This window comes from Exiguobacterium oxidotolerans JCM 12280 (assembly GCF_000702625.1).
GTDB classification, from domain to species: Bacteria; Bacillota; Bacilli; order Exiguobacteriales; family Exiguobacteriaceae; genus Exiguobacterium_A; species Exiguobacterium_A oxidotolerans.
This window is the reverse complement of sequence record NZ_JNIS01000001.1, coordinates 23,043-35,092: the sequence shown is the minus strand read 5'-3', so window position 1 is coordinate 35,092 and position 12,050 is coordinate 23,043. Positions and strand designations below refer to the sequence as shown.

The 12,050-nt window shown below is 47.6% G+C and carries 11 protein-coding genes; 5 read left to right on the top strand and 6 right to left on the bottom strand.

Annotated elements, in window-relative coordinates:
* The first annotated feature begins 40 nt into the window (after window positions 1-40).
* Window positions 41-2,677, top strand: a complete 2,637-nt coding sequence (locus P403_RS0100205) for an ABC transporter permease (protein WP_029329990.1) — start codon at window positions 41-43, stop codon at window positions 2,675-2,677.
* A gap of 58 nt (window positions 2,678-2,735) precedes the next feature.
* Here the strand turns inward: P403_RS0100205 and P403_RS0100200 are convergent, their stop codons facing one another.
* The 6 genes from P403_RS0100200 to P403_RS0100175 form a co-directional block, all read right to left on the bottom strand.
* Window positions 2,736-3,059 (bottom strand): hypothetical protein, encoded by a 324-nt coding sequence (locus P403_RS0100200; RefSeq protein WP_029329988.1) that lies wholly within the window; start codon window positions 3,057-3,059, stop codon window positions 2,736-2,738.
* A gap of 103 nt (window positions 3,060-3,162) precedes the next feature.
* The gene (locus tag P403_RS0100195; protein ID WP_029329986.1) at window positions 3,163-4,554 is read right to left on the bottom strand and encodes a right-handed parallel beta-helix repeat-containing protein; all 1,392 of its coding nucleotides are present in this window, start codon (window positions 4,552-4,554) and stop codon (window positions 3,163-3,165) included.
* A gap of 128 nt (window positions 4,555-4,682) precedes the next feature.
* Window positions 4,683-5,594, bottom strand: coding sequence for a methyl-accepting chemotaxis protein (locus P403_RS0100190; RefSeq protein ID WP_029329985.1), 912 nt, complete (start codon window positions 5,592-5,594; stop codon window positions 4,683-4,685).
* Between the two features lie 380 nt (window positions 5,595-5,974).
* Window positions 5,975-6,361, bottom strand: a complete 387-nt coding sequence (locus P403_RS0100185) for an ACT domain-containing protein (protein WP_029329983.1) — start codon at window positions 6,359-6,361, stop codon at window positions 5,975-5,977.
* Between the two features lie 84 nt (window positions 6,362-6,445).
* On the bottom strand, window positions 6,446-6,841 hold the full coding sequence (locus P403_RS0100180; RefSeq protein ID WP_051667456.1) for an OsmC family protein: 396 nt from the start codon (window positions 6,839-6,841) through the stop codon (window positions 6,446-6,448).
* Window positions 6,842-6,927: 86 nt separating this feature from the next.
* On the bottom strand, window positions 6,928-7,548 hold the full coding sequence (locus P403_RS0100175) for a flavodoxin family protein (protein ID WP_029329978.1): 621 nt from the start codon (window positions 7,546-7,548) through the stop codon (window positions 6,928-6,930).
* Window positions 7,549-7,760: 212 nt separating this feature from the next.
* Here P403_RS0100175 and P403_RS0100170 point away from each other — a divergent pair, with 212 nt between their 5' ends.
* The 4 genes from P403_RS0100170 to P403_RS0100155 all read left to right on the top strand — a co-directional run bounded on the left by P403_RS0100170 (window position 7,761) and on the right by P403_RS0100155 (window position 12,043).
* Entirely contained in the window at window positions 7,761-9,503 is a 1,743-nt protein-coding gene (locus P403_RS0100170) for a methyl-accepting chemotaxis protein (RefSeq protein WP_029329976.1), read from the top strand.
* Between the two features lie 146 nt (window positions 9,504-9,649).
* Window positions 9,650-10,393, top strand: coding sequence for an alpha/beta hydrolase (locus P403_RS0100165; protein WP_235195144.1), 744 nt, complete (start codon window positions 9,650-9,652; stop codon window positions 10,391-10,393).
* A gap of 174 nt (window positions 10,394-10,567) precedes the next feature.
* Window positions 10,568-11,002, top strand: coding sequence for a MarR family winged helix-turn-helix transcriptional regulator (locus tag P403_RS0100160; protein WP_029329972.1), 435 nt, complete (start codon window positions 10,568-10,570; stop codon window positions 11,000-11,002).
* Window positions 11,003-11,059: 57 nt separating this feature from the next.
* On the top strand, window positions 11,060-12,043 hold the full coding sequence (locus P403_RS0100155; protein ID WP_029329971.1) for a ring-cleaving dioxygenase: 984 nt from the start codon (window positions 11,060-11,062) through the stop codon (window positions 12,041-12,043).
* The last annotated feature ends 7 nt before the right edge of the window (window positions 12,044-12,050 follow it).

Sequence of the window (12,050 nt, the reverse complement as noted above, 5' to 3'; positions counted from 1 at the left end):
CTCATCTCACTACTCATTAAAAAAATCAAGGAGGATCCATATGCTACGTTTTGTCTTGAACCACTGGCGCCGGCAACGGTTTAAATTCATCTTGACACTCGTCGGTGCCCTGATTATCAGTGCCGGACTCAGTTTAATGTTCAACCTGACCGATTCAAGTCAAGGAACGGTCGAACAGACATTACAGAAAAAATGGTCGTCCGCTTACGACATCGTCGTCCGACCGAAAGGCAGCCAGATGGCGACCGAAGCGAGTGACCTGCTCGAGCCGAACTATTTGAACGGCATCAACGGCGGGATTTCCTTTCAACAGTATGAGGACATCAAACAAATGAAGGAAATTGATATTGCCGCACCGATTGCTGTGATGGGGTACGCGAATTCTTATGCTACTTTCGAGAACGCTTTGAAATTTCCAACTTCACCAGGAATATATCGTCTGACAGAGACGAACTACACTCAAAATGGTTTCACTAATGAACGACAATCGAAAACCGTCATCCACATCGCTCAAGGTACGAAAGTATCCGTTCCAGAAAATGCTTCCTTTTTTAACGAACCAATCGATTCTTTTAAAAATGCGATTGCGAGAAACCCTGTGTTAATTGTCGGAATAGACCCAGTTCAAGAAGCACGTCTCGTCGGTCTAGATCAAAGTGTCCGATCGAGCAATAATTCACGTTATTTCGAGAACACGGATCATCACGAATCCGGTAACTATCCTGATGAACACATTATTCCTGTTTTAATTAATCCGAACTCCTTTAATCAGGGCAATTATGAATACACGATTGAGCGATTGAATGCTCCCTTTGCAACGGAACAAGATCAACAAAAGCTAATTGATGAATTGATAAGAAAACAACCAAAACGTTCAGTACTAGACTCGGTTTTAGCTACTTATCCCGCAAAAACGTTACAACATCTTGAAATTCCAACATCTAAAGTAGAAGAGACCTATTTAAAAACACTTATTGAAAAAACAAACTCTATATACCTTGATATGAGTAGTGCTGAGGGAGCCCAGCTACTTTACAAATCTGGTCCGCTTCAATTTAAATCAACGACTAGCCCTTATCCAAGTCGATGGGACACTGCATATGAAGTATCTGCATCGCCAACTAAAATTAAAGGTTGGGAGTATAGTAAAAAGTTATTCCCTAACAAAGGATTCCGTACCCTCGAATCAATTGGACGGAAAGTAAAAAAACCAAAGCCGGGTGAAGTAGATACTGCGTTCCCATACTTGTCATTTAAAGTCATCGGTCTATATGACCCGAATAAAATCAACGTCTCAAAAGATCCACTCAATGAATTACCGATGGAAACATATCGTCCATCGTCTGCTGATCTTGTCCTTGATGCTGAAGGAAAGCCGGTCAATCCGGCGCAACCAATCGACACGTCAGGAAACCCGGTCGGTCTATTGACCAGTTCACCGAATATCCTGACGACGCTTGACAGCGCCTTAGCAGTTAACGGGAAACAAGCGATTTCATCGATTCGACTCAAAGTCAAAGGAGCAGCGACCGTCAGCGAACAGTCGGAACAACTGCTGCAGGACGTGAAGAAACAAATTGAACAAGAGACCGGTCTCGTCGCGACAATCACGAAAGGCTCCTCCCCGCAACCGGTCGTGACGAAAGTCGTTGATGACGGGAAGACACTCGGCTGGATTGAACAGCCGTGGATCCACATCGGTGCCGCGATGACGATTTTCCGTGAGACGAGCGTCGGGTTCTCCGGTGTCATCTTCGCGATGCTTGCCGTTGCCATCGTTTATGTCCTCGCGACGAGTTACGTCTCGATGCTTGCCCGCCGGAAAGAGTTCGCTGTTTTGCTCGCACTCGGCTGGCGGACGAAAGACCTTTACAAAATCGTCGTGATCGAGGCTGCGATTCTCGCAGGCTTCGTCTCAATCGTCGCCCTGCTCGTTGAAAGTATTTTCTCGTATGTCCGCAATGAAACGATGAACGTACTGAGTCTCGTCTTGATCGCCGGGTTCAGTACACTCATTTACCTGACCGGTGCTGCCTGGTCCGCCTGGACGATTCGTCAGATTTCGCCGTACGAAGCGATCAAGACCGGTGAATACGCCGCATCCTCACACATCAAACTGGGTCTACGTTCAACCTTTACACTGGCGTTAAAAGAAATCTTCGGCAAATGGAAACGCAATGCCCTGTCGATTCTGTCGATTGCGTTACCGACAGCGCTGTTGACGTTCTTCCTGTTCGTGACGTTTCACTTGCAAGGCGTCCTCTATACGTCCTGGCTTGGTCAGTTCGTTGCGCTTCAAGTCGGCCCAATGCATTACGTGACGATGGGCGTCGCAATCACGATCGCGATTTTGACGACCGGTGAAATCATGTGGCAAAACGTCACCGACCGCCGCGCTTCCCTCGCCATCCTGAAAGCTGTCGGTTGGACGAATCGGTCAATCCGCCAATTGATTCTGCTTGAAGGGATGATGATCGGATTCGTCGCAGGGCTGGTCGGTCTCAGCATTTCCTATCTGACGATTTACGTCCTCTATGATTTAGTTCCGTGGGACGAACCGCTCCTGATCGGTGTCTCGCTTGCTTTACCTATCCTGTTCGGGACAATCGCTTCACTCCTGCCGGCGCAAATCGCGGCACGGGTCAATCCGTATCAAGAGTTGAAAGACGCAGGTTAATCGCACCTAAATACAAAACAGGCATGATGGCTCGCGGCCATCATGCCTGTTTCGTGATTCATTGCTTTGGAATCGGCAATGTCTCTGTCAGTCCGAGTTCAATCACTTTATTTTTCTTTAAGCGGTACAACATGTATTGATCCTGCTTGTATGCCTTCAGCTTGACGGCGATTCGGTGGCGCCGCTCCTTACTTTCATCCGTATCAGAATATGCCGGACGGACCTCGACGATTTGTGCTTTTCCATACTGTTTTTGGACATATTGCGTCACTTTTGCTTGTACCATTTTTTCATAGGCGACGTCCGGTCCCCGGTTGAGGACGACATAGCCGACGCAACCAATCAGTGTCAGTAAAAAGAATGCTAAGATAGACTTTTTCACAATGTTCCTCCTCGGCCAAGCGATTCGTTTTTTTGTGAAACGCGTTTCGTACGGCAAACATTTTACAACTTGTTTGACTTGAGCGATACAGCGTGCGTGGTGATTATTTACGGAGTTTCAAGACGGGTGAATTTGCCTTTAACCGGAAGTCATAATCCGCGGCATTGACATATAACGGATCTGTATACAGTGACGTCGCATCACTGACTTGTTTATTAAATGCAGTAAACGACAAGGTGTCCTCTTTCCAAATCCAGTCACTCGTCTTGCCGGACTCTTTTTCATAGACGTTGCGTGCGAACTGATTCGGCGAACCGCTCGACACGTAATTGGCGATCATGATGCGTGACGGACCCGCCGTCACAGTATTTTCCTCGAAGCGTGTCGTTTCTACATAGTGCTGGACCAACAGTTGTCCGCCGTCTTCGCCCTTCGTATCGTTCCGGTAAAGGACATTTTGTTGAATCACCGTCTTTCGTGTCCCGCCCCGCTTGCTGTCGTAGCCGCCAATCGCGATGCCCGTATAGTTGTTTTCATACACTGTATTCCCGACGACGTTAATCTGTTCAGCATATTTTCCGCGATGCTCGGATGTCACTTCGATTCCGATATCACTTCGATAGACAGTATTGTTGATGATGTCGATATTTTTCCCGCCGTCGACGTATATCCCGCCGGCAGCGTATGCGTCCCCGTAAGCCGGGTTCCCGTAAGACGAGATGTCGTGGACGATATTGCCGGTGACGATTCCGTCCCGGACGTAATCCGTTCCGCTCGTCGCGACGCCCTCATGCCCGATCAAATCGATCCCGATATTATCATTTCGGCTGACCCGGTTCTCTTTGACGGTGAAGTGCTGGATGTCCCCGTTCAAGACAATTGATTCACTCGAACCGAGCCGGCAATCTTCGACACGATTTTTCGTAAGCGTGATGTCATGCATCGGTTCCGTCCCGTAGACGGCAATCCCGTGCCCGTTTCCGTCTTTCGATGACGTTTCGATCCGGCGGACGGTGTTTTGCTCAAGCGTCACGTCGTGGCTCGGTCCCGTCAGGTAAATGCCGATGACCGTTTCATCGGCACGCTTCGTTTTGATGTCCTCGATGATCAAGCCGCGAATCGTCACGTAGGCCTTCCCGTCAATCGTGACGAGCGCTGTTGTTCCATCTTGCGACTTGAGTTTTTTCCCGCTTAAGATGACTTCATCATTCCGGTACGGTCGAAAGACGACCGGTTTCGCCTTCGTTCCGCTGTTTTTGACGACGAGCGGTTCCGTGTATACACCGGCATGGATATAAACGGTCGTCCCAGGTTTTGCTAACGTCGCTGCCTGTTTTAGCGTCCGGACCGGTTTTTTCCAGGATCCGTCTTGTACATCGTCACCGTCCAGTGCGACATGAATTTCATTCGCCCTGAGACTCGGATTGATCCAAACGATGTAGAGAAAAACTCCTGCTAGAAGGAGAAACAAAAGGAGGATGTAATGATTTTTCACAAGTTTCACGTCCTTTAAAAAACGACCTGACGTGCAATCGTTTCGTCCCTTCTTTTCATTATACTTGATTTTCAGAACGGTCTCCTATTAAAAAGTCAGAAGCCGCTTCCTCGCTCCTGACGAATCGTTTAGATAATGGTCGTGAATTTTTTCGAAGTTTGATTCAAGGTCTCGGCCGCATGACTGACTGTATCAAACCGGCTTAACGTCTCTTCCATGACGCGGACGCTTGACGAAGCATCTTCGTTCGCCCGGGTAATCCCGCTTTCAATCCGGCTTAATTCCTTGTTCATGTCATCGGTCGTCGTCCGGACGTTAACGACGGCGAGTTCGACGAGTTTCGAAAGGTTTCTGACTTCCATCGCAACGACGTTAAATCCACTCCCGTGTTCACCCGCGCGCGCTGCTTCAATCGAGGCATTCAAAGACAACAAGTTCGTTTGGGCAGCGATTTCTTTAATCGTCCCCGCGATTTTTGTGATTTCCGACGATTGTGCTTGTAAGTTCGCTAACGTCTGCAAATTGTTTTTGGCATCCGTCGCCATTTTTTCAATCGTCCGCTTCAATTCTTCACTTTCTTGCTTTCCTTGAAACGAACGCTCATCGAGATGTGTCGCGATTTCTTCGAAGGATGTTGCATATTCTTCAATCGTTTCCTGACGCGACGTAATGTCTGACGCAATCTTGACGACGCCTACGACCTGATCATTTTCGTAAATCGGCATATACGTCGCTTCGAGCCAAATCGCATTGCCTTGCGAATCAATCCGCTTGATTTTGTCAGCGGCACTAAAACCGCTCAATAATTTATTCCAAAGTTCCTGGTAAGCAGGACTGTTGACGAATTCCGTTGGACAAAACAGGTGATGGTGCATACCAATCATTTCGTTACGGCGGTATTTCATCGTTTTCGCGAACAAATCATTGACGTCGACGACACGGCGTTGTACGTCAAACCGGATCATGGCGACATTTGTTTTTAAGGCTTCTAGGACATGTGTAGATGAGAGTGTTTTTTCGTTTGAAAGGGGTGTAGTCAAGTGGGTGATCTCCTTCAGGTGTACCTTAACCGATTGCGCTAGATGTTCATAAAATATGGATCTGAGGGTATCGAAAGGTGCAGTTTGGTTTATTTTTCGAATCATTGTGACCTTAAAAATCAAGTTCATTAGCAAAATAGGTATAACTTACTAGTTCGTTATCTCTATATAACCCTTTAAAGAGCCCTTAAAACATATATTCCGAAGAAAAGTTCAGATTGAGTATTATTAGAATAGCAAGTCTTATGATGTGATTATATTTTTATGCTCATGCCTTTTAAAACATTGACTCGAAATCAAAAAAACGCCCCCATCGACGTTTACGAAAAGGGCGTTGAAGCATTGTTCGATTGTCGTCATGTAAAACAAACGCTGGGAATTTACTCAAAAATGAGATGACCGTTTGCCTTGAGCAGTTCAATCGTTCGCGCGAGCGTGACATCTTTGACGAGAATATAGTCCGTATCATATGTGGATAAAGCAAAGATACTAATTTCATGTGCTGCAAGTGGACGAATCAGCTTGGATAAAATACCCGTCAAGGCAAAATCAAGTGGACCTTCGACCTTGATTGCCCGAAATCCGGACTCGATTTTTAAGTATGTCTCGTCTGTCGGAATACTGGATGTCTCGCAGACGACCGATAGCTCATCACGTGTTTTCATGATGTTCCAAAATGATCCACTCTGAAAGACCCATTCTGGTAGTGTGGCTTCAACCGCATAGCGAACGACCGATAATTTTTCTGGTAAGACTGTTAAGTTCAATTGTTTATCCCCCTCTTATCTGAGATGCCATAAGAATACCTCCGAAATCTGACTTTGCACAAGTCTAGATTTCGAAGGTATCTTTTATGCTTTCGTCCAATTTGCGACAAGGGTGACGTCCGCTGCGACGAGTGTCGTCGAAATCGGACAACGGGCATCGACGATTTTTTGCAATTCCTGGACCCGTTCTTCCGTTTCCGATGTCGTGACCTTCGCATTAACCGTGACCCGTTTGAATTGTGTCCGGACGGACGGGTCCCCCATCATGCCGCGCGGGTCGATTGACCCTTCGACTTCAAAATCGATTCCTTGTAAATCAAACTCAATCTCTTTCGCGACGAAGTTCGCGACCGCATTTTCACAACCGACAAGCGCGACGAGTAATGTCGCGAGCGGGTTCGCACCTTGATCCCCACCGCCCATGCTTTCCGGTTCATCAATCCGGATCGTATGACTCCCTGCCTGACCTTCCGTGTACATGCCTTTTGATACTGCCGTCACTTTTTCAATCACAATCAACCGCTCCTTTTATTCGTTTAGATTTTTATTTTCCTTTTGAATAAAGATTATTCAACGACGTTGCCTTCAGCCGGGATTGGGTGGGCTTGCAACAGCTTCGCGAAATGCATCAAGTTGTAGGCCATGACTTTCGCATGCCCTTGCGTGAATGCATTGTTTTTCCCGTCCGCCTCGATGAAGGACGGACCGGGTCCCGCTTCACCGACCCAGTACGTATCGACGTTCGGCGGAATCGTAAAGCCGATATGCGACAATCCGTAAAGGATGGACGCCGATGCATGCTTTGCCCCGTCCTCGTTCCCCGTGACGATGACTCCCCCGACTTTGTTGTAATAGATGTATTGTCCTTGATCGTTCGTTAAGCCGCTCCCGCCATACAGTCGTTCGACGACCTGGGTTGCAATACTGCTTTTCTCGCCGAGCCAGAGTGGTGTCCCGATGACGACGATGTCAGCAGCCTTTACCTTTTCAAAGATTACCGGCCACTCGTCCCCGTCTCCCTCGTCAGTCGTCACGCCATAGGCGACGTTATAATCGACGACGCGAACGATTTCCGACTCGATGTCAAAGTCTTGATAATAAGCAATCACTTCGTTGATTAAGGCTTCCGTATTCGATAATTCGTCTGACGATTTTAATGAACAATTCAAAAATAATGCGTTGATCATCGGTCTCAACTCCCTTATCGTCTAGCATCTCGTTCTCCACTATATTTCCTTAGTTTTTGATTCATCAAACCTGATCAATCATGCTTTCCGAAGCTGCTGAACTGGACTTTCTTAAAAATTATTATGAACTTTTATTTTAAAACTTCGAAAAAATAATTTTCAGACCGATAGTATATATATCACCAACTAGAAATCCACCAGGAGGTCCATCTATGACTGAAGCAAGAACCCATTCCATTCGCACACGTTTGTTACTGATCGTCAGCTCCATCCTCATCTTCTTTTTCCTCTTTAGTAGTGCCGCCCTCTATTACAACACGAACCAAACAGCGGTTTCGACGCTCAAGAAAACAGCGGAACAAGACGCACTCCGGATCGCTAAAACATTCGATACGGCGGCCTACGCTGAATTTTTAAACAATCCAACCGCTTCCGAGAATTATGAAACGCTTCGTGAATCACTTGATACGTTACGGCAGCAAAACGGTTTACTTTACGCCTACACGGCAACGGTCGACCAAAACAAAGTCAACCTGTTGATTGACGGTCTGCCGAAAGCAGAAGCGGCAGCCATCAACGATCCGGCGACCGGTGCCGTCGCAAAGGACATGAAAAACGTCCTGAATGGTGAGACCCATACGACGGATGTGATTGATGATCCGGAATACGGACAATACGTCAGCGTCTATGTACCGCTAAAAGATGCCTCGAACACGATCATCGGCATATTAGGTGTCGACATCGCAGCAAAAGACGTCGATGCGTTGACGACCGCGTTACTAAAACAAAACTTACCGCTCTTCATCGGTCTGTTACTCGTTTTACTCGCAATGATCTTAGCTGCCTTGTACTACATTCTCGGACGGAAGCTGAAACCGCTCGAGACGCTCCAAGCTGTCTCGGAAAACATCGCGGCTGGGCAACTCCAGCAGGCGGATACACAACTGACGCAGCTCGAAATCACATCGCGGGATGAGATTTATTCGCTCGCCCACTCGATTAAACAGATGAACGACATGTTACGGACGATGATCACTGACATCTCGCAAACGTCACTTCTCGTCCACAAGACGAGTCAATCAATTGACGACAGTACAACGGAAGTCCTCGACGGTTCAACACAAATCGCACAGACGATGACGGAAATCGCGACCGGGACCGAAAGTCAGACCCACGTCACGTTATCATTGACAGATGAAATGGACGCGTTCTCGAAATTAATCGGGGCGACTTCGACGGAAGGTGAACAGGTCCAGATGACGATGGCGGAGATGCGTGACGTCACGCACGCAGGACGTTCCCAAATGAAACGGTCGGTCGGACGGATGGAGACGATCCATCAGCAAGTTCACGCTTCAACGAATCAAATCCAGCAACTGAAACAACAATCGACGGAAGTCCAAGCGCTCGTCACCATCATCCGTGACATTGCGGCGCAGACGAATCTGCTTGCACTGAACGCCGCGATTGAGGCAGCACGTGCCGGAGAACAAGGAAAAGGTTTTGCTGTCGTCGCGTCCGAAGTCAAAAAACTGTCGAATCATGTCGCAAGCAGTGTTAACGAAATCGCGGCGATCGTCCAAAGCGTTCAGGAAAACACGCAGCAGATGGAAAGCAGTTTTGCTTTGACGCTGCAAGAAACAGTGTCCGGACAAACGGATATTAAAGAGACGGATGCTTCGTTCCGCCACCTCGCTGAACATGTCACAAGCGTCGCCTCGTCGATGGCACAAATGACCAATCAGATGACACAAGTCACCCGGTCGGAACAAACCATCCGCAGTGCCTTGCACGAAATCGCGACGGTCGCGGAGGGTCATACGGCAAACAATGAGGAAGTCGCAGCCGCTTCCGAACAAATGATTGCGACGATTACTGGCCTGCATACGCTTGTCGCGACCCTCAACACAACTTCCCGTCACCTGGAAGATCAAACGAACAAATTCTCGTTATAATGAAAACCTCGCAGTGCCCAAATGGGATACACTTGAAAAAGTGAACCGTTTGGGTTTTTCTATTGTGAGACGCCACTCGCCGGTACCGTGTAATCATGATCGGACTACCGTAACATCAAATCGACACCTAGAAAGTGAGGCATCTTATGGTCATCAAACTATCACCGCTAAAACCCGTCTATTATGAAGGGGGTGAACGCGCCGTTCTCCTCTTACACTCGTTTACGAGTAATCCGAACGACATGAAACCGCTCGGACGTTATTTGCAGCAAAATCAGTATTCGTGTTACGCCCCGGTACTTAGTGGTCATAGCCTGCCGGCAGAAGACCTTCTGACCTATGGACCAGCCGACTGGTGGCAGAATGTGCGCGACGCTTATCAACTGTTGCAGGACAAGGGATTTGAAAAAATCGCCGTCGTCGGACTTTCGCTTGGCGGTGTCCTTGCGTTAAAACTGGGACAGGAATTGCAGGTCAACGGGATCGTGACGCTGTCTGTGCCGATGTACAAGAAAGCCGGTTCCCTGCAAAAACGGCTGTTATATTATGCCAATCGTTATAAACAGATTGAAGGGAAAGAAGACAAGCAAATCGAATCAGAAATGGAAGCGCTCCGTCATCTCCCTGTTGATGCATTGACTGAATTCGAACAGTTCGTTAACCAAACACGGGACAACTTGGCGCAAATCGATTCGCCGATTCGCATCCTGTACGGAGAATTAGACGCGCCCCTGTACAAAGAAAGTGCCGAGGAGATTTTTAACCGCGTGGCGTCAGACCAGAAATCAGTCAAAGGATTTGCCCAATCAAAACATTTGATGACGTTAGGTAAGGACAGAAACGACATCAATGAAGAGATTCTTACCTTCTTAAACGAGCTGACGTGGTAGAAGACGTGCCTTGAAAAAAGTTCAAATTGTTTTAAGGCATCCTGTTCGCTACGGGGTGCCTCTTTTCATATCGTCAGCCTGTAGAGAATCAAACTAATTGACGAAGTAAATAATAGATGATATATTTATCTCGAATTAAAGATATTTGAATTAAAGACAATAGAGGTGAACGACATGGAACAGCCGAATCCGAACTTAAAAGCGTTGACCGTCATGGTTCGGGCCGTCGATGCCCTTCATGAAGTCATCAAACAGGATGTCGCGAAGTCCGGACTAAATCCGACTGATTTTTCCGTCCTCGAGTTGCTGTACCATAAAGGAAGGCAACCGATTCAACTGATTGGTAAAAAAGTCTTGATTACGAGCAGCAGTATCACCTATGTCATCAATAAGCTTGAAAAAAAGAACTACGTCGTCCGACAGGCGTGTCCGACTGATGGACGCGTGACATTTGCCGAACTGACAGCTGAAGGTCGAAAATTAATGGACACGATTTTTCCGGAACACGAACAGGTAATCAATCAAGTCTTCCAAGGAATTGATCCGTCTGACATCGAAGCGTTGATTAAGACCGCTAAAAAAATTGGACTTCAAGCAAAAAATCAGTAAATTTTTTTAACTAGATATCTCGAATTCGAGATAATTATGATTAGAGGAGCGATTTTCATGAACGAACTAAAAGGAATCCACCACGTGACAGCGATTACGAGCAGTGCCGAGAAAAACTATGCGTTCTTCACAAATGTCTTAGGGATGCGTCTCGTCAAGAAGACCGTCAACCAGGATGACATTCAGACGTATCACCTCTTTTTTGCTGACGATAAAGGGTCTGCCGGGACGGATATGACATTCTTTGATTTCCCGGGCATCCCAAAAGGAACACACGGTACAAATGAAATCTTTAAAACCGCTTTCCGCGTGCCGACGGACGAAGCACTTCAGTACTGGATCAAACGGTTTGATAAATACGACGTCAAACATCGCGGCATCAAGGAACAGTTCGGGAAGCAGACCCTCTCGTTCGTCGATTTCGACGACCAGCAGTATATGCTGATTTCAGACGAGTTGAACGAAGGCATCGCCTCCGGAACGCCATGGCAAAACGGTCCCGTTCCATTAGAATTCGCGATTACGGGCTTAGGTCCGATTCACATCCGGATTGCGGAATTCGATCGGTTAAAAGACGTCTTGGAAAAAGCGATGCTGATGCGGGAAATCGATCAGGCCGGTTCCCTGCACCTCTTTGAAATGGGTCAAGGCGGAAACGGCGCCCAGGTCATCGTCGAACATAACCTGTTACTGCCGAGTGGACGCCAAGGGTTTGGCACCGTCCACCACGTCGCGTTCCGCGTCGAAGACACGGCTGCCTTAAATGAATGGATCGAGCGGATGCACCAGTTACAATTCAACACATCCGGCTACGTCGACCGGTTTTTCTTTGAATCCCTCTATGCCCGTGTCGCCCGCGGTGTGTTGTTCGAATGGGCGACAGACGGTCCTGGTTTCCTAGGCGATGAGCCGTATGAAACGGTCGGAGAAAAGTTATCCTTACCCCCATTCCTCGAATCACAACGGCAACAAATCGAACAAATGGTCCGTCCGATCGATACCGTCCGAAGCACACGGACGATTGAAAAAGAATACCTTTAAGAAGGAA